The sequence below is a fragment of the Rhodanobacteraceae bacterium genome (assembly GCA_024234055.1).
In the GTDB taxonomy this organism is placed as follows: Bacteria; Pseudomonadota; Gammaproteobacteria; order Xanthomonadales; family SZUA-5; genus JADKFD01.
Genome location: JACKOW010000003.1, coordinates 392,034 through 414,987 on the forward strand (window position 1 = coordinate 392,034; position 22,954 = coordinate 414,987).

Genomic DNA, 22,954 nt, shown 5'->3' on the forward strand with positions numbered 1-22,954 from the left:
CTGATCACGGCGGTTGATCAACGAACACCGCGGGGCGATGTACCCAGGATTCGACCGTCGCTGCAGTCAGCGTCGGCAAGGTCTGTCAGACCACCCGTGCCTGCAGACGGATCGGGACGGCGCTGAGGGCTTTGGGTGAGGCGCTCAGCCGCGCATCTGGATGCGCGCGAAGGCCCAGTGGCGACCGTGACCGCGGGCGTAGGCCAGATGAATCCAGGTCATCGCGAAGGGTTCCAGGTAACGCGCCGCTGACAGCGGCCCGGCGTCCATGGCGTCGAAACCCATGCTCTGGGCGAGGGCCACCACCGTTGCACGGGCGGCGTCATCGTCACTGGCCACCGGCATGAATACGGCACCCTCCCCGGCTCCGGGATTGGCCATGTTCTCGGCGCCGGTGACGTTGAAGCACTTCACCACGCGGGCGTTGTGGGCACGCGCGGCCACCTGCTCACCCGCCGAGGTGTGAGTGCCCACGCTGAGGCCGGCAAAGCCCGGTGCGATCGGATTGCTGGCGTCTATCAGGATGCGACCCTGCCAGTCGGGCAGCGACTCGGCGATGTCCAGCGCAGCCGCATAGGGCACGGCAAGAATGACCAGTTCGGCCTTGGCGACCACCTCGGCAACCGGGCCAATCCCTGCACCCAGGCCCTCGGCGAGCTCGCGATATTTCTGGGGCTCGGGAACGCCGAAGTCGATCTGATGGCCGAGTCGGATCAGGTTTTGGGCGAGTGCCTGGCCTACATTGCCGGCACCCAGGATGGCGATATTCATGGCTTTGCTCCTTCAGCGACCCAGGGCTTCGATGATCAGGCGCGCCGTCTCCGCACCCGAGAAGTTCTGCTGGCCGGTGATCAGATTGCCGTCGCGCACGGCAAAGCTGCGCCAGAGTCCAGCCTGCACATAGTTGGCGCCGATCTGCCTCAGCGCGTCTTCAATGCGCCAGGGCATCAGGTGCTGATCGCGGGGCAAGAGGCCATAGCTCCATACGGCCTCGTCGGCGAAATCCTCTTCCACGTTGGCAAAGCCGGTGACCGTCTTGCCCTTGGCCAGGAACTCGCCGTTGGGCAGCCTGACGTAGTTCAGGACGGACACGCCGTGACACAGGGCCGCAGCCACCTTGCCGGCGTTGTAGAACTCCAGAAATTTCGCGTGCAGCGCGGTGGCCTTGTCGTAGCTGAACATCGGGGCCTGACCACCGGCGACGACGATGGCGTCAAATCGGTCGACACGGATGGCAGCGACGGCGGCCGTGTTCTCCACCAGCGCCATCAATTCAGGTGTGTGCACGAAGCCCTGACTGATCAGATCGGTCTTGCTGTAACCGCTGGCATCGCTGGGGTCGCTCATGGCATCGCCAACGCACGGGCCGCCGTCCGGACTGAAGATCTCGACCTCGTATCCAGCCTCGGTGAACACCAGATACGGGTGGGTGAGTTCGCTCCACCAGAAGCCCACGGGCCAACCGGTCACCGTGGAGGTGCTCGGATTGGCAATCACGATGGCGATGCGCTTGCGGCGCTGCTCATTGACGATATTCGGATCCTGCAGGCTCATCGCGATCTCCAACCGGGGAATGAAAGCAGTATCCGGATTGCAGGTTTTGCGATAAATAGGTTGAATGAACACCCACTGTTGCCGATTTGAACAACAATGAACCTCCAGGCGCTGCGCGCTTTCGTCAGTGTGGTCCAGTGCGGCAGCTTCACCGGCGCCGCCGAGCTGCTTCGCAGCCAGAAGGCAAGAATCAGCCGACAGGTCAGCGAACTCGAAGCCGAACTCGGCGTGCGTCTGCTCGAGCGCAGCACCCGGGCGCTGCATCTGACGGAAATCGGTCGCGAAATTCACGAGCGCGCACTCGGAATCCTTGCCGCCATCGAGGACACCGAACAGATCGCCCAGGCCATGCACGGTGAGCCGCGGGGATTGTTGCGGCTCACCGTACCTCTGGAATTCGGGCTGATCGCCGCCTTCGACTGGGTAAGCGCCCTGCTCGCCCGCTATCCTCGCTTGGCGATCGAAGTGGACAGCAGTTCGCGGATCGTCGATCTGGTCCACGAAGGCTACGATCTGGCGATTCGCGTCGGCCCCTTGCCGGACTCCCGTCTGGCGGCACGACGCCTGGGCGAGCTGCGCTACGGATTGTACGCGGCACCCGACTACCTGCAGCGGCGCGGCATGCCGCAATCGCCGGCCGATCTGTCCGATCACGATCTGATCAGTTTTGCACCCGGCGGCAAGCCCTCCCGTCTGCGCCTGCAGCGCCCCGGCGAATCGACTGACCTCGGCGATGTCTCACCGCGCTTGCGGGTCGACAGCCGCCATGCCCAGCGTCAGGCGCTGGTGGCTGGATTGGGTATCGCTGACAGCCTGCTGTTGCTGGCGGAGCCCGAGGTGGTGGCGGGACGTCTGGTGCGGGTATTGCCGGACTGGTCGCCCGCCGCCGTGCCGGTTCATGCCGTGTTTCCCAGCCATCGCTTTCTGACACCCAAGGTCCGCGCCTTCGTCGAGCACGCACAGGCGAATTTTCCGGCTAGCGCCAGAGCCCCGACCAGGGTTCATGGTGAGCGCAGCGCCAGCCGGCGCGGCTGCGGTTCACAAGCCATGGGCGATCATGGCCGATGGCTATCGAATTTCGCGACGACGATGAACTGGTGGATCCCACCGTGCACTGCAGCAGCTGCGACGCAGTCTGTTGCCGTCTGACGGTTTTCGTCATGCCCGAAGACAAGGTGCCGCGCGCCTTTGTCGACGTCAACGAGTACGGCATGGAAGTCATGGGCCGCGGTGAGGATGGCTGGTGCGTCGCCCTGGATCCCCTGCGTATGTGCTGCAGCATCTATGACTTGCGCCCCGACACCTGCCGCCGCTTCACCATGGGCTCGGGCTATTGCCGCGATGAGCGTGCCGCCTATCGCCGACAGTATCCGGGGACCATACCCAGCGTGCTGGTCGACGAGGGATGAGCTGAGGTCGGTCACCGCGCCAGTCAGCGCAGCCACATCAGCCAGCCCAGCGGGTGATGGGCCAGGGCGATGCCGGCCATCGTGAGATAGGTGAGCAAGGCCGCCAGATAGCAGATCAGGCGCACCCGAGCACTGCGTCCCCGCTTGAGCGCAAACATCCCGAGGCCGACGTAAAGCACCAGCAGCAAGAGCTTGGTGGTCAGCCAGCCATTGGCAAACATGGCCCCCGGCAGGATCGACAGCAACATCAGCGCTGCGGTCAGCAAGACGGTGTCGATGCTGTAGCTCAACAGGCGCATGGGCATCGCCAGTGCCAGATTCTGCCTGCCCGCCAGCACCAGTAACCCGCGCAGCAGGAAGACGCTGCCGCTGAGCACCACGGCGGCAATGTGCACCCATTTGATGTGTGGATAGAACTCGATCATGACCTGGTCATCCTGCAGCGATTGATCGCGAGTGAGCGAGCACCGATCGCCCGGTGTCTGCCAGCGATACTGGTCCGGTTCCCTGTCCATGAACCCATATCGCAAGTTGTTGATGCGTCATTGCGAGCCGCCTGTATCGGCCCGATGCTGCCCACAGGCCATGAACCCGCCGTCGTAGGTCATGTTGTCCGCGTCAGCGGACTACGTGACATCGAATTGCGTCACGTAGCTCGCTACGCGAGCATCGTGACCTACAACAGCAAATCAACAACTTGCGATATGGGTTCATGGAGAGGAGCGCAGCGACGAAGCAATCCAGGGTAGCGCCGCACATCCCTGGATTGCTTCCCCCGGATCAAGTCCGGGGTCGCAATGACGCCGGGGGTTCATGGCCCGTGGGCAGTTTCAGGCCGAAACAGGTGGCTCGCAAGGAAACGGCCAGCGGCGAATGCTGCACCGCCGGCCGGGATCTTGCGCTCAGATCATTCCGCACTTGCACCTAAGGCTGCCGCGGGAAGCTCTGGTGCCCGTTTGGGTGCCACCCACAATCGGAACACGAACCAGGCCACCAGCAAGGCCCCCACCGAGAACACGGTATCGCCGGGCACGCGCATCCACACCAGCAGATGAATCAAGGGCTGCCCCATGAACTCGGCCGAACGCGCGTACCAGTAGCCGTGTTCCAGCGCCGCCTGCAACTGCAGCACACCCATGGGCAACAGGGTCAGCAGCGCCATCAGGGTGAGACCGATGTTGAGCGACCAGAAGGCACCGGCCAGCGCACTGTTGTTCCACTGCGCCTGGGGCTTGAGTCCGCGCAGGCAGAACAGCATCAGGCCAATGCCGAGCATGCCGTAGACACCGAACAGCGCTGTGTGTCCGTGCAACGGCGTCAGATTCAGGCCCTGCATGTAGTAGAGCGCCATCGGCGTGTTGATCAGGAAGCCAAACAGGCCGGCGCCGACCAGATTCCAGAAACTCACGGCCAGGAAGAACAGGATGGGCCAGCGGTAGCGCTGCATCCAGGGCGTGGCCTGGCCATGTTTCCAGGTGTCGTAGGCTTCCAGCCCCACCAGGGCCAGCGGCACCACCTCCAGCGCCGAGATGCTGGCGCCAAGGGCAATCACCGACGTGGTGGTGCCGGTGAAATACAGATGATGGAAAGTGCCGAGGATGCCACCGGCCATGAACACGATGGTGGCGAACAGCACATTGATGGTTGCCGTGCTGCCGCGGACCAGGCCCAGCTTCACGAACAGAAAGCTGATCACGGCCACCGCGAAGACCTCGAAGAAGCCCTCCACCCACAGATGCACCACCCACCAGCGCCAGTATTCGACCATCGACAACGCACTGTGCTCGCCCCACATCAGGCCGGCACCGTAGAGCAGGCCGATGGCAATGACCGAGAGAAACAGCAGGCCAACGATGGAGGACATCTCGTCCTTGCGCGTGATCGCCGGCCACAGCGCGCGCCCCATCAGTGCCAGCCACAGCAGCAGGCCGATCCACAGGAAGGCTTGCCAGAAGCGACCGATGTCGACGTACTCCCAACCCTGGTGACCAAACCAGAAATTGTGTTCCAGACCGAGTTTCTGCATCACCGCAAACCACTGCCCGGCGAAGGCACCGACCACGATCACCAGCAGACACACGAACAGGAAGTTGACCCCGGCCCGCTGGTACTTGGGTTCATGACCGGAGATTGCCGGCCCGATGTACAGACCGGTCCCCAACCAGGCCGTGGCGATCCACAGCACCGCCAGCTGGGTATGCCAGCTGCGCGTGAGCGAGTAAGGAAGCACCTCCGACAGCGCGAAGCCGTAGGCATTCTGCCCTTCCACCTGGTAGTGCGCAGTGATGGCACCGAGCAGGATCTGCACCAGGAACAAGGCGATCACGACCCAGAAATACTTGGCAGTGGCCTTCATCGAGGGTGTCACCACCAGACCTGCCAGCGGATCTTTCGCTGGCGGCACCACTGGCGCTTCCTTGCCATGCCAAACGGCATAGTGCCAAGCCATCAAACCGATGCCGGCAATCATGAACAGGATGCTGAAGACGGTCCAGATGAAGGTGCTGGAAGTCGGACGATTGCCCACCAGCGGCTCGTAGGGCCAGTTCTGGGTATAGCTCATGGCCTCGCCTGGGCGCTCGGTCACGGCCGCCCAGGCCGACCAGAAGAAGAACCCGGTCAGGGCATGCCGATGCTCAGCGTCGGGCACGGTGTCTTCGCGCATCGCGTAACCCACGCGCAACTCGTGCGTGGCCGGATCGCTTGAGAACAGGCTTTCGTAATGTGCGGCGACTTGCGTTATCGCCTGCGCCCGCACATCACTGACCAGCAATTGGTCACGCTCGGCATCGTAGGTGTTCTTGCGCATCAAGGGCTGGACTTCAGCCTGCAAGCGCGCCTGTGCACCTGCCGGGAGACTGGCGTAGCCGAGGCCATCGCTGGCTTGCGCCGCCAGTTCGAGCATGGCCTCGGCCTCGCGGTGCAGCCAGTCGGCCGACCAGTCCGGCGCCACCAGCGCGCCGTGCCCCCAGATCGATCCCAACTGCTGGCCGCCGAAGCTCTGCCAGACCTGCCGCCCCTGCTCGATGTCGGCCCGGGTATAGAGCACCTGTCCGCTCTCACTGACGATCCTGGCGGGCATCGGTGGCGCCTGCTGATGAATCACCCCACCCATCCACAACAGCACGCCAAATCCCGAGACCAGCAGCAGGATCAGTCCTATCCACAATTTGCGAGTCGTGTCCACCGCATGCACTCCACTTTCCAAAGAAACTGGAGTCAGTCTAGGAACCGGCCCGCATAGATCGCCCTGACCTGCGTCAGGTGGAACGCAGATTCCAGGGCGAAGAACCCGAATGACTGGCACGACATCATCGGCAAGCTGCGCAAACCCTTCGGTCGAACCGGTCAGGCCGGCGCGCGGCTCACCGGAGAACCATCGGCGAGCTGGCTGCTCGCCAATACCCAGATCAGATCACCCAGAGCCCGAGACACCAGATCCAGACGGACTTCCTGGCCGTCAATCAGGACCTCGATGAGGCCGCGGCCATCCTCGTGCCAGATCGGCACCAGTGCCTCCAGCGGGAACTCGGCGCCCAGGGCGCTGCAGCATTTGTAGCCCGCTTCCTTGGCTGCCCAGACCCGCGTCCACACCCACGGGTCGGGCGATTGCTCGGCGACTCGGGCTTCGTCTGCGGTCATGACGCGACGAACCACGCGCTGTCGACGCTCTGCCAGATGCAGCTCGATGTCGATACCGAGCGCTCGCCACGGCGGCCGGTGGCCGGCGATGGCCATGGCAAGACCGCCGCTGTGACTGATCGAGCCGCAGCAGGATGCAGGCCAGACCGGCGCGTAGTCGACCATCCCGACCGCTGGCTGATGGCAACCGAGGCGCTGCAGCGCCGCTCGCGCGGCCAGTCGCCCCGCCAGAAATTCGCGCCGACGCGATGCGCGCAGATCGTCGGCGTAGGCGACGATACCGGCATCGGCGGCGCGTATTTCCAGATCATCAGCATCTATCACTTCGATCTGCCATTCGATGGCCGTCGGCATGATCTCTTGCAGCGCGAGACTCATGGCCTCCAGCCTGTGCGAAACGGATTCCTCTGGCATGTTCAGCCGAATTCCTGAATTCTGGCGCGGCCCGGGCGAGCCGGCGCTGGGTCGGCAGCCGCGAGGAAGTGCATGGTCTTCAATTCGCTGACCTTTGTGGTGTTCTTCGCCATCGTGCTGATGTTGCACGCACTGCCGCTCAGTTGGACAGTGCGCAAGATCAATCTGCTGCTGGCCAGCTATCTGTTTTACGCGGCCTGGAACCCACCCTTCGTCATCCTGCTCTGGATCTCCACGCTGGTCGACTGGTGGGCCGCCAGACGTATTGCCGACGCCAGCACCCAAGGGCGCAGACGCGCCTGGCTGCTGCTCTCGCTCAGCACCAACCTCGGCATGCTCGGATGGTTCAAATATGGCGAATTCCTGCTGCGCAACACGCAGTTACTGGCCGCCAGCATGGGCATCGACTATCAGCCGCCGAGCTACGACATCGTGCTGCCGGTGGGCATTTCCTTCTATACCTTTGCCACTCTCTCCTACACGCTAGATGTGTACCTGCGGCGCGCACAGCCCAGCCGCTCGCTGCTGGATTTCTCGCTGTTCGTGACCTTTTTCCCGCATCTGGTGGCCGGACCGATCATGCGCGCCAGCGAGTTGCTGCCGCAGTTCCAGACGCCGAGGCGGGCATCGGGCCAACAACTGGGTTTTGGTCTGGCGCTGATGACGCTGGGCCTGTTCCAGAAGATCGTGCTGGCCGATGGTTTTCTGTCCAAGCCCGCGCAAACGGTATTCGACACCCACCTGACGGCCGGCGCACTGGACGCGTGGATCGGCACCCTGGCCTTCAGCGGCCAGATCTTCTGCGATTTCGCCGGCTACTCGACCACCGCCATCGGCGCGGCACTCTGTCTGGGCTTCGCCATGCCGGACAACTTCCGTTTTCCCTACGCGGCGATCGGGTTTTCGGACTTCTGGCGACGCTGGCACATCACGCTGTCGTCCTGGCTGCGCGACTATCTGTACATTCCGCTGGGTGGCAACCGCCATGGTCGCGTGCGCACTTACCTCGCCCTGATGTTGACCATGCTGATCGGCGGCCTGTGGCACGGTGCCAACTGGACCTTTGTGGCCTGGGGTGGCTTGCACGGGGTGTATCTGGCGGTCGAACGCGGTTTGCGTCAACGCTTTTGCGAATATGAACCTGGGCGGCTGGCGCTTTTCGCGCTCGGCGTACTGACTTTCGTTCTGGTCAATATCGCCTGGGTGTTCTTCCGTGCCGACAGCCTTGATAGAGCCGGGAGCATGCTGGCCGGGATGTTCGGATTTCATCCCAATGCTGCACCCCTGCTCGCTGGCATCGATGTGCTCTGCGTCATCCTGATCGTGGGCGGCATCGTCGGGTGCCATTGCTGGATGCGGGCGCGCACACTCGAATCGGTGCTGGCGCGCGTACCGGCAACAGTGCTCTCGGGCGTCTGGGCCTTGATGGCCTTTGCCATCCTCATCGAGCAAGGAAGTGGCCATGCCTTCATCTACTTCCAGTTCTGAACGCCTGACGGCCGCCGACCGGCCGGGCGTGGCCCAGCCGGTGCCGGAGCGTCCGCTGCCGCCCAAATCCTGGTTGCAGATCCTGCTTGGCGCGATGCTGCTCACGCTGATGCTGCTCGCGCTCTGGGAATGGCAGATGCGTGAGCAACAACTGGTCGCTGGCGATCTCAGCGACAGTCCCTCGGCCTGGGCCGAACAACGGCGCCGCGTGAATGCCGGCGCGGGCCAGATCGTCATCGTCGGCGACTCGCGCATCCTGTTCGACACCGATCTGGATCGATTCCAGGCCCTGACCGGCATCCGTCCGATCCAGCTGGCCTTGACGGGCAGCAATGCATTGGCCCTGCTTGAGGATCTGGCAGCCGACCCGGATTTTTCTGGTCTGGCCATCGTCGGCATATCCGAACTGCTGTACTTCCGCACCCCTATCGGCCCGGCGCAGGCGGCGCTGGCGCGTTATCACTTTGAGTCACCGTCCCAGCGCAGCGGCTATTTGATCCATCGTTTGCTGGACCGCCAACTGGCCTTTCTCGACGACAGCTATCGCCTCAGCCGACTGTTGCGCCGAGTCGATCAGGGCTGGCGAGCCGGCGCCCGCTCGCCTCATGACGAGGTCTGGAAAATCGCGTCATCCAGTGATGATCGACAGACCTGGCTATGGCCGCGCCTGGAGAACGACCGTGCCCTGCGACGCCAGGTCATCGGCGCATGGATCTATGACCCGGTCGAGGTGCCGGAGCCCGCGCTGATCAAGGCCACGCTGAGCGCCAGCAAGATGGCGGTGGCGCAGATCCGCGCACGCGGTGGCGAGGTGCTGTTTCTCAGACCGCCGTCTGCGTTTCAATTCCGTATGGGGGAAGAGCGCTATCTGCCGCGAGCGATCGGATGGGATGACTTGCTGAATACGGCCCAGGTCGCCGGTGCCCATTTCGAGGACTATCCGAACATGCAGGGCTTGAAGTTGCCCGAGTACTCGCACCTGTCGCAGGCTTGCGCTCGGGTCTACACCGACGCCTATGTGCGCGCGTTGGCAACGCTGAGTCCGCGTCTGCGCTTGCGCCGAGAGGCGCCAGACGCATTGACGCCGGGAGACTGCTGAGCCGGAAGTGTTTGCGGCAGGCTTGGTCGCCTCTGGGCGGCTTGCTTGTGCGCGAATCAAACATTGGAGGGCACGAGGGCCGGAAGGCACGAAAGAACCAAGCTCGCGCTGATGCGCTCCGGCGCGCCCTCATGCCCTCGCGCCCTCGAATCAATTGCCGACGGACGCTTCAGCAAGCCACGCCCAGGAAGGACCGCAGAAACTTTTGGAACCTGACTACATCTTCGAACTGATGATCGAAACCAGCTGACCGATGTTCCGGGCTCCCGAAAATTCCGCAAACGGGATCTGCACACCCAAAGTCTCCATGGTCATCATCACTATTTCAGAGCGATCCACGGAATTGGCACCGAGATCCGAGAAGGAATCACCGTCAGCAAAGTCATGCCCGCCCAGTTCCGGCAGCACCTGGCGGATAACGTCATGCAAGGTGGCCCTGACCCGATCTTCGTTGCTGGCAGCCGACTGCGAACCCGCAGAGCCGGCATCGTCCCAGCCACCCTGGTCGCTGTCGTCAGCGGCATCGTCGCTGTCCCAATCTTCTGAATCCTGCGCGCAGGCTGCGGACATCAGCCCGCCCGAGCAGTCCCTGCCCGGCCCTGCCACATTCGCGGCAATCAACAAGCCGGCCAATCCGAGCACCACACCGACACGACGCTGAATCATCCCGCCCCCTTCAAGCCTTGAATGACGTTCAAGCATGCTCGCATCGAAGCGCTTCGGGCAAGGACAGTATCTTGAGCACATCGGTGTCAGCGAGACTGGCTGACCCGCAATTCTGCTTTGGCGGGAACAGCGGAGCCGCGCGCATTCGCGCGGCTCCACTTTGGCATTGAGCTCATTCGAAGCCGTTGGCGAACATGGCATCGCCATTGACTGACAAGCTGAAGCTGCGGGTCGAGGTCAGCGAGCAGTTGTCCACAGCGGTCAGTGTGATCGTATACGGACCCACCGGCCCGGCATTGCCGATACTCACCACGCCCGTGGAGGTGCTGGCCGCCAGCGTTCCCGAGAAGGTGGCGGGTGTGCTGGCCACCGTGATGCTCGACACCACGCCGTTGTCGCCGGGCGCCGCATCAGGGCTGACGCTGATCGTCTGAGCCAGGAGGGCAGCACTGGCCGGATAGTTGCCAAGGACCGGCGCGCTGTTGTTGGCAACGTTGATCTGCACGTCGGCGGTTCCGGTATTGCTGCCATCAGACACCTGGAAACGAAGCGTGCCGGAAGTGGCCGTGCAACCGGCGCTCAGCACGGCAGTCACCGTCCCAGCGGTGTTACTCAATTGGGACACGTTGATGCCGGTGGCCGTGCCGCCCGAGATCTGGCTTACGGTCAAGGCGCCAAGCGCTGTATCCGGGTCGCTGAGCGTGCCCAGGGTCACAGCCGGACCTGCAGCCGACCCTTGCTGACGCGAGATCGGCGGCGCTGGCGCCATGCTCGGCGCGCTGTTGCTGACGGTCAGCGCAAAGGAGGCATCGCGAGTGGCGCCGCAATTGTCGGTGACCCGGATCGTGACCGTATGAGTGCCAACCGGCGCGGCATTGGCGTAGCTGATCACACCACCAATGTCGACTGTGAGGGTGCCGGTGTAGGTGCCCGGCGACTGCACCACCACGCTGCTGATGCTGCCCAGATCACTGGGACCCTGACTGGGGTTGATGGTGCCGGTGCCTGAGAGCGGCACACCGGCCGGCGCATAGGCAAGCACGGGCTGATCATTGGGCAACACGTTCACCTGCAGATTTCCGGTCGCGGCCAGCAGACCGTCGGAAACCTGCAGCCGCTGGGTACCCGTGGTCGCCGTGCAGCTGGCATTGACCTCGGCCAGCAGTCCGCCGCCGATATTGCCGGTCACCACCGTGGTGATGCCGCTGGCAGTACCGCCGGCAATGGCGGTGCCCTCCAGGGATTGTGGCGCGGATTCGTTGTCTGCAACTTCGGCCACGCCGGTTGCTGCGCTGGGTGCCGCACCTTGGCGGCGCTGCAGGGAAGTGCTGATGTTGATGACGGGCGCGGTGTTGCTCAGCAGATAACTGTAGACCCGACCCGAGCCTGCACCGGGGATTCCGCCGGGCGGCTCCAGCGGCGCAGCGATGATGGCCTCACCGCCTCGAAAGACGATGGCAGAGCCGAAGTTGGCATTGTTGCTGCCGGCGCCAAAGAAATAGCCCGGCGTCGGTGAGGACCAGAGGCCGGCGGTGCCGCGCACGTATTGCTGCACCCCGCCCGGCTTGGGCGTACCCATGGCGGCCTGGGAATCACCGATCAGCGCGTAGCTGCCATCGATGCCGATAGCGGCACCGAATCGGGTGGCATTGAGCCCGGGAGACACACTGTCTATGCGCTGCAGCTGCTGCCAGTCACCAGCGCTGTTGCGCCTGAATGCGAACACCGCCCCGCGAAACACACCACCATTGACACCGCGCTCGAAGGGCGCGCCGACCAGCAGGGTGGCGTTGTCGCTGGTCAGCGCCAACGCTGAACCGAAGCTCGAATTTCCGCCGGCGCCGGACTGCGCCGTAGGACGAAAGCGCTGGCGCTGCGTCCAGACGGCGCTGGCACCATTGCCGCTACGCTGGAACTCATAGACCCAGCCCAATGCCGACTGTTCGCCGTTGGCCGCGATCAGAAGTCGGTCTCCACGCATCAGCGTGCGCACGCCAAAATTGGATCCCGGCGCAATACTGACGTCCAACGTCGAGTGGTAGACCCAGGCCTCGAAATCGCCGTCATAGCGATAGAGCTGGACCTGACCGTCGCCACCGCCGCCACGCAGCGAACCGATGGCCAGCCAGCCAGCATCCTGCGAATGACTGAATCCGAAATTGGCATCCGCACCGGGGGCTACTCCAGGGTTCAGCGTCTGTGCCCCGGGGCCGAAATTGGTGCCCACGCGATTGTAGAAGTAGGCGATGCCCTGCTGGGTCACGCCGCCCACGGTCGAAAACGGCGCCCCAACGATCAACTGGGTGCCCGTCAATTCCACGTGGTAGCCGTAGCCATCGCCGTTGACCGGCGCGGGGGCCTGCAATCGCTGCGAGAAGGTCCAGCTGCCACTGATCTTGCGGTAGATGATGACCGAGCCAGGCGACGTACCCCCGGTGCCGCCACCGTAGAAGGGCGCGCCAACCGCCAGGTACTGGCCATCACTGGACACGCTCTGACCAAAACGTTGCTCCAGAGGCGGTGGTGTGGGGATGTCCAGCACTTGCCCAGGCGCAATCACCTGCGCGATCGCGGGCATTGCCAGTCCGAACATCAGCAACAACGCGGCGGCAAACCGCCATTGATAGGACAACAGAGTCAGGCGCATGTCATTCCACCTCCGGAGGGTTTTTGATGGGCCTAGGCTCTCAGGCAGGTGGCGGATGCGAATCCCCAGATCCGGTAGTGCCAGTGTCAACAGCCGACAAGCGCGCGACTCCGGGCGGACCAACGGCATCGCGACCACGGTCGTTGCGCCGGCAAAGCACGAGCGACCCATCGGTGCCGAGCAGAGATCGCCTGGCCGTATCCTCAATTCCGGTGATGCACGGTCACGACAGGCGCGGCATGCTCATGGGCAGGCGAACGCCACCTGCATCGGGCGATCCTGAGAATCCCGCCCCTCTAGACCTGGATTTGCGATTTACAATCAATAGCTTGCAAAATTCCCGACAAGAGCGAGGTAGGGAAATGGCAGCGACCGATTCAGACCAGCAGATTCGGGTCGGCATTGTCGAAGACCACGCCGATCTGCGCGCGGCGCTGGAACAGACACTGCAATCCGCGCCCGATTTCTGCTTGAGCTTCAGCGCCGAGGATCTGGCACAAGCCCGTCGGCTGATGGTCCAGGATTTCGATCTGCTGATTCTCGATCTGTCCTTGCCCGATGGGCTGGGCACCACACTCATACCGGATCTGCGCCGCCGCCTGCGACCACCGAAGATCGTCGCCCATACCGTGTTCGATGACGAAGGCAGCGTGATCCGCGCCATTGAGGCCGGCGTCGATGGCTATGTGCTGAAGTCGACTGCGGCGGAGGCGCTGTTTGCGGCACTGCACGCCGCCATGCGCGGCGAAGCGCCAATCTCGCCCGCAGTCGCTCGCTATCTGCTCAAACGTCTGCGCCAGCCGACGACGGCGCAAACGCCGGGCATGACAGAGCTCACGCCCCGCGAGCGTGATGTGCTGGAGTGCCTGGCCCGCGGCAACAGCTATCGGGAATCGGCCGAATTGCTGAACATCAGCACCAACACCGTCGCCCATCACGCCAAGAACGTCTATTCCAAGCTCGCCGCCAACTCCTGCACCGAAGCGGTGTACCGGGCGGTGCAATCGGGGCTGATTTCGCTGGAATGAGGCTCAGCGACGGGAAGCGCGAGGCCGACGAAATGGCGGGCAGCCGGTTTGGAGGGCGCCGCGCTGTGGGAACAGACACTGTCCGCGATCGACGCGGCGATTGATACCAAGGTCCCGGATCGCGGCTGAAGCCACTCTCACAGTCGCAGGGCGGCTAGTCCTGTGGGAGCGGACTCTGTCCGCGATCGACGCGGCGATTGGTACCAAGGTCCCGGATCGCGGCTGAAGCCGCTCCCACAGTCGCAGGGCGGCAAAATCGCCGCTAATCGGCGTTCAGCGTCACCACGTCCCAACGCAATCTGACCACCGTGCCGCCCTGCTCTCCCGAGCCGATGTCGAAGCGGGCGCCCACGCGCGTGGCGCGTTCGGCCATGGCCGACAGGCCGATACCCCTGCGGATCTGGGCACGCTCCTCCGGTGCCGGCAAGCCTGAACCGTCATCTTCGATGCGCAACTCCGCACCCTCCCCGACCGGCTCGAACACCAGCGTCACGGTCTTGGCCTGGGCATGGCGCAAGGCGTTGTTCACCGCCTCCTGGACGATGCGATAGACCTGCAGCACCCGTTCCGGACCGAATCCCGGCATGCTCAGTCTGGGGTCGACGCGCCACTTGAGGGCCACGCCTGCCTCATTGAGCACAGGTTGCAGTCGTGCGCGCAACGCGCCCAGGGCCATGGCCAGATCATCATCGACCTGAGTCAGGGAATCGATGATCAGGCGCAGGTCGGCCAGTCCCTGAGCCGTGGCCTGCAGCAGTTGCTCGGGATTGGACCGGCCCTGCTGCGCCAGACTCACCAGGGCCGCCAGCTGCCCACCGACCCCGTCGTGCATATCCTGCATCAGGCGGCGGCGCTCGGCCGCGAGCACCTGGGTGCGCTCGGCTTCACGCACCAGCTCGTGATTGCGCTTGAGCTCGGCCTCGCGCTCACGCAGGCGATCGGTGAGCAAACGGTTGATCTGCGCCGCCGAACGGAACAACTGAACGTTGTGCGAGAGAAAGGCGGCCACCAGTCCCAGCATCAACAGCGGCATGGCCTTGGACACATGATCACCATGGTAGCCGCCGATCAAGGCATTGAAAGCGTCGACCGCAATCAGGCTGATGCACAGGGTGAACACAGCGGTTTCCGCAACCCGCTGCCGAGCGACGCTGGGGAACTGACGCGCAAAGGCGCCGAAAGCGGCCAACGCCAGCACCAGACTGAAGCCCATGCTCAGGGTTTCCACGGTTTCCACCTTGTCCAGCAACGATCCGGTCAGGATCACCGTGTTGACGATGCTGAGCAGCAGGTAGGCGCCGAGGGACACAGAGGCTACTCGCGGAACCGGCTTCAGCCCCCAATGATTGGCCAGATTGAGCCAGGCTACCGGCATCAGATTGACCATGGCAAACAGCAGCGCCATGCGCGCCTGAGCGCGAAGTGGCGGCTCACTGAGTTCGTAGTAGAGCAAGCGCAAAGTCCAGGCCGCAATCAACACCCCCAGCCAGATCAAGGCCCAGGGACGCTCGCCGCGTGCCAGTACGATGGCCACCATCAAGACCAGTACCAGGCCGATGCTGTAGCTGATCACGTTGAGATCATTCAGCATGAATCGACGCACCTTGAAGGCGCTCTGAACCTGCTCGTAAGGGCCAATCACCGGTGCGGCGACAAAAAAATTCGGCGATCCGGCATCGCGGACCATCAACATCCGGATCTCGTTGTCGCCCTGCCGCAGGGCCGAGGCCGGTATCCGGAAGACCGCGCGCACATTGCCGTGGTAACTGATGCGCGGCAAGGTCATCTGGCCTTCGCCGTAGATCAGGGTGTCGTTGATCCACAAGCGAAAATTGTCGGAGCCGACGATGGGGACGATGGCCAGCTCCGGACCGGGCAGCTCGCTCACCGCAAAGCGCATCCGCGCCAGACGATATCCGGGCTCGCAACAATCCTCCCAAGGCAGCTCGACTGCGTCGAACCGGGCGTCATCGACCTGTTCCGATTCGATCCCATCCAGCGTTGCCACCTCGGCGGCAGTCACCGCCAGACGCTCGATGCGGCCCACGGGCGCCACCATCGCTGGATAGATCAGCCACCAGTACAGCAACTGCAGAAGAACGATGGCCAGCAAAAGGCGAATCAAAGCCGAGCGGTGCGTCCAGCGACGCCCGTCAGCAGCGCCTGGCTGGCTCGATACCGCTTGCATCTGCTCAGCCATCAGACTCAGTCATCCCCGTCGATCCATTCAGACTCTCACCAAACACACGGTAAGTCATTGATTTGAGGGCACGAGGGCACGCAAGATCAAGAGCTCGCGGTGAGGCTGTCTTTGCGTGCCCTCGTGCCCTCGCGCCCTCCTACGTTTGATGCGCGAACAAGCGCACCGCGCGGGAGGATCCGAACTCTCACGGAACCTGCGGCGCGCACCGCAACGAGCATAGCCCGATTCAACAACGGCACTGCTTTTGCCTCTGCCTGTTCCTGCCTGACTGCCAACGCGTGGCCCGGACAGCACTTGCTCTATCCGCATTGGTGTACTAGTGTCGTAGCACACCAATCTTCAAGACGAGAAACGCACGTGCTGAGCCGAATCGGAATTGCGAGCCTGAGCGCTCTGATGTACCTGCTACCCAGCATCGCTCCGGCGAATGTCACCATGGAGGAATTGCAGGGTGCCTGGCTGGGCTCCATGCAGGTACCCGACGGGCCGAAACTTCGCGTGGGCGTCGAGATCTTTCAGAAAGCCGATGGCAGCTGGGGAGGCAATGTCGCAAGTCCGGATCAGGGTGTGCGCTACATGACGGTAGGCAGCGTCAGCCTGCGTGAGGATGTGCTCAGGGTCGAACTGGCGGGCGCTCCGCTGTACGTCAGCGGCAAGGTTGACCTCGACGCTCGCCAGATCACCGGCGAGTTTGTCCAGGGCAGCAGCAGCTTCGACCTGCAGCTGGAGTCGGTTGCCGCCTTGCCGGAAATCACTCGCCCACAGACACCGGAGGGCGAACTGCCCTACGAGGAAGTCGAGGTTCGTATCCATAATGCACCGGATCAGATCTGGCTGGCCGGCAGCCTGACCGTGCCCGCCGATGATCTGAAGCATCCTGCGGTGCTGTTGCTGGCAGGCTCGGGCCCCAGCCATCGTGACGCTTACTCGGAAGGCCACCGGCCTTTCAAGGTGCTTGCGGATGACCTGACCCGACGCGGCTATGTGGTACTGCGTGCGGACAAGCGCGGCGTCTACAAATCCGGTGGCAACTACATCGGCGCCGAAACCGCCGACTTTGCCCGCGACGCCGAGGCAGCCATCCGCTTCCTCAGACAGCATCCCAGGGTGGACGCTTCGAAAATCGGCTTGATCGGGCACAGCGAAGGCAGTCTGGTCGCAGCCATGGCCGCGGTGTCGGAGCCGGTACAGACGATCGTGTCGATGGCCGGACCCGGGCTCAGCGTGCATGAAATCCTGCTCCTGCAAGACCAGACCGAACCGGCAGCCAAGGGCGCATCGGCAGCGGAGGTCCAGGTGCTGCTCGACTTCAGCCAGCGCTTCTACCAGACCGCGCTTGAGGCTCCTGACAGCATCGAGCGTAAAGCCCGTCTGCAGGCCTTGTATGACAATATGGGCGAGGCACAGGCGGCCATCGTCAATCGCTGGAATGACCGCAGTGGTACGCTCAATGTCGATTACGCCGCCAGGGACAGCTTTGTGGACTTTCTTCAGAATGACCCGGCCAGATACTGGCAACAGATCAGTACGCCGGTCCTGGTGCTGAATGGCGGCAAGGACGTCCAGGTGTCAGCCGAGGAAAACGTGACCGCCATACTCGCAGCCTTGAAAAAGCGGAAAGCCAGGGCTGAATCGAAGATATTCCCGGACCTGAATCACATGTTTCAGAAGGCAGAAACGGGTGGCACCGATGAATACGGCCAGATCAGCGAATCCTTGAATCCTGCCCTGCTGACGACCGTCAACCGCTGGCTGGAGCGGACGCTGGCGCCGTAGCTGCGGGTGCGATCGCGAACTGGCCCCGGGTGCGCCTTCGGCTTACCCGGGCTACTCGCTGTTGTGCCTGATCACCACGCTACCCGCAGGAAGCACATCTCCCCTCGCGATCATGGCTAGCCGAAAACCATTCAAAGCGCGAGGTCTCGACTGCCCGCAGCCGCGCGCCGCAAGCGATCGTGCACGGCTACCCAGGCTTCAGTGTCGGGTGGCATCTCGACCAGTATTCGTATCCCGGGCTCGGCATCGAGTTGTCGCAGCGCGGCATAGAGTCCACGCGCGTAGCTCTGCGGATCGGTGCCCAGCGCAATCCCGGAAACGCCAGCGGGCAGTGGCCCCTGGGTCAACCACTGATCCGAGGATGAGGCACCGCTGCGCAGACGCTCGCGGGCGCTGTCGGCATCCACCATCACCATGGGCTTGGCCGGCGCGTAGTGGGATTCCAGCCTCCCGCTGGCGCGCGGCCCTTGATCATCACCGGGGCGCTGCAAGGGGCCGATCAGTGCTTCGATCGCGCTGGCCGTGATCTGCCCGGGGCGCAGCAGACGTGGCTGATCACCACTGAGATCGACGATGGTCGATTCAAGTCCCACTTCGCTGGCGCCGCCATCGAGAACCACGAAGTCGGCGTCTGGAAACTCCTCGCGCACATGCGCGGCCGTGGTCGGACTGATGCGACCGAAACGGTTTGCCGATGGCGCCGCCACCGCACCGCCGAAGGCCCGCAGCAGTGCCTGCGCGATCGGGTGCGCCGGGAGGCGCAGTCCGACCGTGTCCTGTCCACCGGTGATGATGGGATCGACAGTTGCCGCCTTCTTCAGCACCAGCGTCAGCGGGCCAGGCCAGAAGGCATCCATCAGCAGCCGGGCCTTGGCCGGAACTGTCTCGGCCCACTGGGTGATCGCCGATTGATCGGGCAGATGCACGATGACCGGGTGATCGGCTGGTCGCCCCTTGGCCAGGAAGATCCGACGCACTGCCTCCGGGTTGCGGGCGTCGGCGGCAAGTCCGTAGACCGTCTCGGTCGGCATGGCCACCAGTTCACCCCGACGCAGGGCAGCGGCGGCATTCGCGATCAGTTCCGGGTGCATCTGCAGCAGGGACTCCAGGCAATGTTTGCCGAGCATACGCAATCGCGGCGCAGCAACCGCGCAGCCGATCGACGCCGGCCGCTGACGATCGACGCCAGGATCTGCGGCGACCGGGACGGAAGTGTAATCCATGCGAGTTTTGCGTTGACCCAGGTTCACTTTGGCGCACAGAATCGAACGGACCCCACTCGGAGCATTGTCGATGAAGGCATCAGACCTGTTCATTCGCGCGCTGGAAGCTGAGGGCGTGCAGTACATCTTCGGCATTCCCGGCGAAGAGAATCTCGACTTCCTGGAGTCGCTGCGCACCAGTTCGATCAAACTCATCCTGACCCGCCATGAGCAGGGCGCGGGATTCATGGCTGCCACCTACGGTCGCCTCACTGGTCATCCGGGTGTCTGTCTTGCCACTCTCGGTCCTGGTGCCACCAATTTCGTGACCGCAGCCGCGTACGCCCAGCTCGGCGCCATGCCGATGCTGATGATCACCGGCCAGAAGCCGGTCAAACTGAGCAAGCAGGGCCATTTCCAGATTGTCGACATCGTCGACATGATGCGCCCGCTCACCAAGTACACGCGGCAGATCGTCTCGGCCGACAACATTCCGGCGCGCGTGCGCGAGTCTTTCCGCCGCGCCATGGAAGAGCGACCAGGTGCGGTGCACCTGGAACTGCCGGAGGACATCGCCGACGAAGAGACAGAGGCTTTCGTGATTCCGGCCAGCCATGTGCGCCGGCCGGTTGCCGACGAGAAGTCCATCGTCTACGCCGTGGAAGCCATTACCAACGCCAAGCGGCCGCTGCTCATGGTCGGTGCCGGCGCCAATCGCAAGACCACCAGCAAGATGCTGACGGAATTTGTCGACAAGCTCGGCATCCCCTTCTTCACGACCCAGATGGGCAAGGGTGTCATCGACGAACACCACCCGCTGTGGCTGGGCAATGCCGCGCTGTCGGACGGAGATTTCGTGCATCGCGCCATCGACAAGGCCGACTGCATCATCAACTGCGGTCACGATGTCATCGAGAAGCCACCCTTCTTCATGCGCACTGGCGCGCGCACGGTCATCCACCTCAACTTCTTCTCGGCCGAGGTCGACACCGTCTACTTCCCGCAAGTGGAAGTGGTCGGTGACATGGCCAACTCGATCTGGCGTCTGAAGCAGCGCCTGGAACGCCAGCCGCATTGGGATTTCGCCTATTTCGACGGCATCCGCCGTGCACTCAACGATCATCTGAAGCTGCGTTCCGATGACGAGCGCTTCCCGATCCATCCGGTGAAGATGGTCGACATCGTGCGCCAGGAAGTGTCGCGCGACGGCCTCGTCTGCCTCGACAACGGCATGTACAAGATCTGGTATGCGCGTTACTACCGCTGCTACGAACCCAACACCATGCTCCTCGACAACGCGCTGGCCACCATGGGTGCCGGCCTGCCGAGCGCCATGGCGGCCAAGATGGTCTATCCGGATCGCAATGTGGTCGCAGTCTGCGGCGATGGCGGATTCATGATGAACTCGCAGGAAATCGAGACGGCGGTCCGTCTGAACCTCAACATCGTGGTCATCATCATCAGCGATAACGCCTTCGGCATGATCAAGTGGAAGCAATCGGGCATGGGCTTCGAGAACTTCGGCATGGACATGAACAATCCGGATTTCGTCAAGCTCGCCGAAGCCTACGGCGCCCGTGGCTGGCGCCCGAACAGCACCGCCGAGTTCCAGTCCATGCTCAAGCAGGCGCTGCTGGAACCGGGCGTGGACATCATCGAACTGGCCATCGATTACTCCGAGAATCACGCCATCCTGAACAAGGAAATCAAGGAGTTGAGCGCGGCTTTGTAGTCTCGTTCCGGCCATTGACGCGGCGGGCCGGCCGCGTCAATGGCGCAGTTTCGGATGGCGGTGCGGGCAAGCCCGCCCGTCGCCCCCAGGCAATCCTTCGGGCCATCAGGAGACACAGATGTTGCGTGACGCCTATCCCTATTACCTGGCCAACAAGGCCATTCAGGCCAACACCGACCTCGAGGTCACCGACAAGTACACCGGCAAGGTGGCCACACGCGTGGCCCAGGCCGATGCGGCCGCCATTCACGCGGCCATCGACGCCGCCGTCAGATCGCAGAAGGCGCTTCGCGATTTCCGCCCCTACCAGCGCAAGGCCGTGCTTGAGCATTGCGTCAAGCGCTTCAAGGAACGCTTCGACGAACTCGCCCATGCCCTGTGCATCGAGGCCGGCAAGCCGATCAAGGATGCCCGCGGCGAAGTGACCCGCCTGATCGACACCTTCCAGGTGGGCGCGGAAGAAGCGGTGCGCATCCACGGCGAAGTCATGGATCTGGAGATCTCTGCGCGGGCCAAGGGCTATCGCGGCTTCTGGAAGCGCACACCGATTGGTCCCTGCTCACTGATCTCACCGTTCAACTTCCCGCTGAACCTGGCCGCGCACAAGATCGCGCCGGCCATTGCCGCAGGCTGTCCCTTCGTGATGAAGCCAGCCAGTCGCACACCGATCGGCGCCATCATCATCGGCGAGGTGCTGGCCGAAACCGATCTGCCGGAAGGCTCCTTCTCGATTCTCCCCTGCCATCGCGACGGCGCCGATCTGTTCACCGTCGACGAGCGCTTCAAGCTGCTGTCCTTCACCGGTTCACCCGGTGTGGGCTGGGACCTGAAGGCGCGCGCCGGCAAGAAGAAGGTCATTCTGGAACTGGGTGGCAACGCCGCCTGCGTGGTCGACGAGGATCAGGGCGAGCGCCTGGACCATGTCGCCGACCGCATCGTCTTCGGCGCTTACTACCAGTCGGGTCAGAGCTGTATCAGCGTGCAGCGCATCCTGATCCATCGCTCGCTCTACCCTGCGCTGCGCGAGAAGCTGACCGAACGGGTTTCCAACCTGGTGCATGGTGATCCACGCCAGGAAGACACCTTCATCGGACCGATGATTTCCGAAGGCGAAGCCAAGCGCCTGCATGGCTGGATCGAAGCCGCTCGGGCTGGCGGCGCGAATATCCTCTGCGGCGGCACCCGTGAGGGCGCCATGTTGCGGGCCACCTTGATCGAGAACGCAGGTCCGGCCATGGACGTCAGTTGCCAGGAGGCCTTCGGTCCGGTGGCACTGATCGAGCCCTTCGACGATTTCGATGCGGTGCTGGAACGGGTCGACGATTCCATGTTCGGCCTCCAGGCCGGCATCTTTACGGACTCGATGTCCAGAGCCATGAAAGCCTGGGATCGACTCGATGTGGGCGGCGTGGTCATCGGCGATGTGCCGTCGTGGCGCGTCGACAACATGCCTTACGGCGGCGTCAAGGATTCCGGTCTGGGTCGAGAAGGCGTGCGCTTTGCCATCGAGGACATGACCGAGATTCGCCTGCTGGTGGTCAAGGATCCCTGATCCTCAAGCGGCTTCAGGCACCCGGCAAAGGCCCGCGATGCGGGCCTTTTGTTTGCATGCTCCACGGCTTGCCTGGACTGGAAGATCGCCCCTGTGGGAGCGGATTCATCCGCGATCGCCGCTTTCATGATCCACAGCCTTCGCGCACAGCGGTCGCGCCGCAAGGGCGCTCCTACAGGGAGCGAAATTGTCAGGGAATGCTGAATCCGAGTGCGTGAGTCAGGCGAATCCCTGTCCCCCAGTCAGCCTCCATTCCGTCACTTGTGGCAAGAATCTGGCACCTGCATTTGGAGTGCACGCTCTAGCGCGCTGCAGGTACGGTTGTTGCTAGGGCCAGCCGAAATGGCTGGTTTGCGGTGTCCAGGATGGCACACCGCGCACGTGGAACCCGTCGCGTTGGCCGCGTGACGGCAAGTCTGAGCAGTCGGGGCTAAACGAAGAACCCCTCGCTGCACAGACCAACTAACAGCGTTCGAACCGTGGCAAGGAACTTGTCCCGGCTCGTTACGTTCCCTGGTCCTGGTACTTGTCTGGTCGGTGCT

At 63.3% G+C, this 22,954-nt stretch carries 17 protein-coding genes; 8 read left to right on the plus strand and 9 right to left on the minus strand.

From position 1 onward, the window contains the following. Positions 1 to 144 precede the first annotated feature (144 nt). Both H7A19_09050 and H7A19_09055 read right to left on the minus strand, forming a co-directional pair. Positions 145 to 771, minus strand: a complete 627-nt coding sequence (locus H7A19_09050) for an NAD(P)-binding domain-containing protein (protein MCP5474968.1) — start codon at positions 769 to 771, stop codon at positions 145 to 147. A gap of 12 nt (positions 772 to 783) precedes the next feature. Then, a complete protein-coding gene (locus H7A19_09055) occupies positions 784 to 1,554 on the minus strand; it encodes a type 1 glutamine amidotransferase domain-containing protein (protein MCP5474969.1) in 771 nt (256 codons plus the stop codon). A gap of 96 nt (positions 1,555 to 1,650) precedes the next feature. Here H7A19_09055 and H7A19_09060 point away from each other — a divergent pair, with 96 nt between their 5' ends. Further along, positions 1,651 to 2,703, plus strand: a complete 1,053-nt coding sequence (locus tag H7A19_09060; protein ID MCP5474970.1) for a LysR family transcriptional regulator — start codon at positions 1,651 to 1,653, stop codon at positions 2,701 to 2,703. Then, on the plus strand, positions 2,619 to 2,963 hold the full coding sequence (locus H7A19_09065; GenBank protein MCP5474971.1) for a YkgJ family cysteine cluster protein: 345 nt from the start codon (positions 2,619 to 2,621) through the stop codon (positions 2,961 to 2,963). Before H7A19_09060 ends, H7A19_09065 begins: the two co-directional genes overlap by 85 nt. Before the next feature lie 23 nt (positions 2,964 to 2,986). Here the strand turns inward: H7A19_09065 and H7A19_09070 are convergent, their stop codons facing one another. From H7A19_09070 to H7A19_09080, 3 genes are all read right to left on the minus strand, one after another. Next, positions 2,987 to 3,388 carry a SirB2 family protein gene (locus H7A19_09070; GenBank protein MCP5474972.1) on the minus strand — a complete coding sequence of 134 codons (402 nt, stop codon included), beginning with the start codon at positions 3,386 to 3,388 and terminating at the stop codon, positions 2,987 to 2,989. Positions 3,389 to 3,870: 482 nt separating this feature from the next. Beyond that, on the minus strand, positions 3,871 to 6,150 hold the full coding sequence (locus H7A19_09075; GenBank protein MCP5474973.1) for a nitric-oxide reductase large subunit: 2,280 nt from the start codon (positions 6,148 to 6,150) through the stop codon (positions 3,871 to 3,873). A gap of 161 nt (positions 6,151 to 6,311) precedes the next feature. Next, entirely contained in the window at positions 6,312 to 6,983 is a 672-nt protein-coding gene (locus H7A19_09080; GenBank protein ID MCP5474974.1) for a 4'-phosphopantetheinyl transferase superfamily protein, read from the minus strand. A 108-nt stretch (positions 6,984 to 7,091) separates the two neighbouring features. Here H7A19_09080 and H7A19_09085 point away from each other — a divergent pair, with 108 nt between their 5' ends. Next, entirely contained in the window at positions 7,092 to 8,507 is a 1,416-nt protein-coding gene (locus H7A19_09085) for an MBOAT family protein (GenBank protein ID MCP5474975.1), read from the plus strand. Further along, positions 8,482 to 9,606 carry a hypothetical protein gene (locus H7A19_09090; GenBank protein ID MCP5474976.1) on the plus strand — a complete coding sequence of 375 codons (1,125 nt, stop codon included), beginning with the start codon at positions 8,482 to 8,484 and terminating at the stop codon, positions 9,604 to 9,606. Before H7A19_09085 ends, H7A19_09090 begins: the two co-directional genes overlap by 26 nt. 216 nt (positions 9,607 to 9,822) lie before the next feature. Here the strand turns inward: H7A19_09090 and H7A19_09095 are convergent, their stop codons facing one another. Both H7A19_09095 and H7A19_09100 read right to left on the minus strand, forming a co-directional pair. Continuing rightward, the gene (locus H7A19_09095; GenBank protein ID MCP5474977.1) at positions 9,823 to 10,176 is read right to left on the minus strand and encodes an acyl carrier protein; all 354 of its coding nucleotides are present in this window, start codon (positions 10,174 to 10,176) and stop codon (positions 9,823 to 9,825) included. Positions 10,177 to 10,444: 268 nt separating this feature from the next. Next, positions 10,445 to 12,919: a hypothetical protein gene (locus H7A19_09100; GenBank protein ID MCP5474978.1), complete on the minus strand. Its 2,475-nt coding sequence runs from the start codon at positions 12,917 to 12,919 to the stop codon at positions 10,445 to 10,447. 362 nt (positions 12,920 to 13,281) lie between these two features. Between H7A19_09100 and H7A19_09105 the strand changes: the two genes are divergently transcribed. Further along, a complete protein-coding gene (locus tag H7A19_09105; protein ID MCP5474979.1) occupies positions 13,282 to 13,947 on the plus strand; it encodes a response regulator transcription factor in 666 nt (221 codons plus the stop codon). Between the two features lie 262 nt (positions 13,948 to 14,209). Here the strand turns inward: H7A19_09105 and H7A19_09110 are convergent, their stop codons facing one another. Then, entirely contained in the window at positions 14,210 to 16,147 is a 1,938-nt protein-coding gene (locus H7A19_09110; protein ID MCP5474980.1) for a hypothetical protein, read from the minus strand. 399 nt (positions 16,148 to 16,546) lie between these two features. Here H7A19_09110 and H7A19_09115 point away from each other — a divergent pair, with 399 nt between their 5' ends. Further along, positions 16,547 to 17,926 (plus strand): alpha/beta fold hydrolase, encoded by a 1,380-nt coding sequence (locus H7A19_09115; protein ID MCP5474981.1) that lies wholly within the window; start codon positions 16,547 to 16,549, stop codon positions 17,924 to 17,926. A gap of 131 nt (positions 17,927 to 18,057) precedes the next feature. Here H7A19_09115 and H7A19_09120 read toward each other — a convergent pair whose 3' ends face one another. Beyond that, positions 18,058 to 19,017: a threonylcarbamoyl-AMP synthase gene (locus H7A19_09120; GenBank protein MCP5474982.1), complete on the minus strand. Its 960-nt coding sequence runs from the start codon at positions 19,015 to 19,017 to the stop codon at positions 18,058 to 18,060. Positions 19,018 to 19,219: 202 nt separating this feature from the next. Here H7A19_09120 and H7A19_09125 point away from each other — a divergent pair, with 202 nt between their 5' ends. Then, on the plus strand, positions 19,220 to 20,860 hold the full coding sequence (locus H7A19_09125) for an acetolactate synthase large subunit (GenBank protein MCP5474983.1): 1,641 nt from the start codon (positions 19,220 to 19,222) through the stop codon (positions 20,858 to 20,860). 118 nt (positions 20,861 to 20,978) lie between these two features. Next, on the plus strand, positions 20,979 to 22,412 hold the full coding sequence (locus H7A19_09130) for an aldehyde dehydrogenase family protein (GenBank protein ID MCP5474984.1): 1,434 nt from the start codon (positions 20,979 to 20,981) through the stop codon (positions 22,410 to 22,412). Positions 22,413 to 22,954 lie beyond the last annotated feature (542 nt).

What these genes read in the sequence shown, in the direction of transcription:
- H7A19_09095 (MCP5474977.1), bottom strand. Translation starts at nt 10,176, where the DNA reads ATGTCCGCAGCCTGCGCGCAGGATTCAGAAGATTGGGACAGCGACGAT.
- H7A19_09080 (MCP5474974.1), bottom strand. Translation starts at nt 6,983, where the DNA reads ATGAGTCTCGCGCTGCAAGAGATCATGCCGACGGCCATCGAATGGCAG.
- H7A19_09060 (MCP5474970.1), top strand. Translation starts at nt 1,651, where the DNA reads ATGAACCTCCAGGCGCTGCGCGCTTTCGTCAGTGTGGTCCAGTGCGGC.
- H7A19_09115 (MCP5474981.1), top strand. Translation starts at nt 16,547, where the DNA reads ATGTACCTGCTACCCAGCATCGCTCCGGCGAATGTCACCATGGAGGAA.
- H7A19_09050 (MCP5474968.1), bottom strand. Translation starts at nt 771, where the DNA reads ATGAATATCGCCATCCTGGGTGCCGGCAATGTAGGCCAGGCACTCGCC.
- H7A19_09085 (MCP5474975.1), top strand. Translation starts at nt 7,092, where the DNA reads ATGGTCTTCAATTCGCTGACCTTTGTGGTGTTCTTCGCCATCGTGCTG.
- H7A19_09100 (MCP5474978.1), bottom strand. Translation starts at nt 12,919, where the DNA reads ATGCGCCTGACTCTGTTGTCCTATCAATGGCGGTTTGCCGCCGCGTTG.
- H7A19_09110 (MCP5474980.1), bottom strand. Translation starts at nt 16,147, where the DNA reads ATGGCTGAGCAGATGCAAGCGGTATCGAGCCAGCCAGGCGCTGCTGAC.
- H7A19_09055 (MCP5474969.1), bottom strand. Translation starts at nt 1,554, where the DNA reads ATGAGCCTGCAGGATCCGAATATCGTCAATGAGCAGCGCCGCAAGCGC.
- H7A19_09105 (MCP5474979.1), top strand. Translation starts at nt 13,282, where the DNA reads ATGGCAGCGACCGATTCAGACCAGCAGATTCGGGTCGGCATTGTCGAA.
- H7A19_09130 (MCP5474984.1), top strand. Translation starts at nt 20,979, where the DNA reads ATGTTGCGTGACGCCTATCCCTATTACCTGGCCAACAAGGCCATTCAG.
- H7A19_09070 (MCP5474972.1), bottom strand. Translation starts at nt 3,388, where the DNA reads ATGATCGAGTTCTATCCACACATCAAATGGGTGCACATTGCCGCCGTG.
- H7A19_09065 (MCP5474971.1), top strand. Translation starts at nt 2,619, where the DNA reads ATGGCTATCGAATTTCGCGACGACGATGAACTGGTGGATCCCACCGTG.
- H7A19_09090 (MCP5474976.1), top strand. Translation starts at nt 8,482, where the DNA reads ATGCCTTCATCTACTTCCAGTTCTGAACGCCTGACGGCCGCCGACCGG.
- H7A19_09125 (MCP5474983.1), top strand. Translation starts at nt 19,220, where the DNA reads ATGAAGGCATCAGACCTGTTCATTCGCGCGCTGGAAGCTGAGGGCGTG.
- H7A19_09120 (MCP5474982.1), bottom strand. Translation starts at nt 19,017, where the DNA reads ATGCACCCGGAACTGATCGCGAATGCCGCCGCTGCCCTGCGTCGGGGT.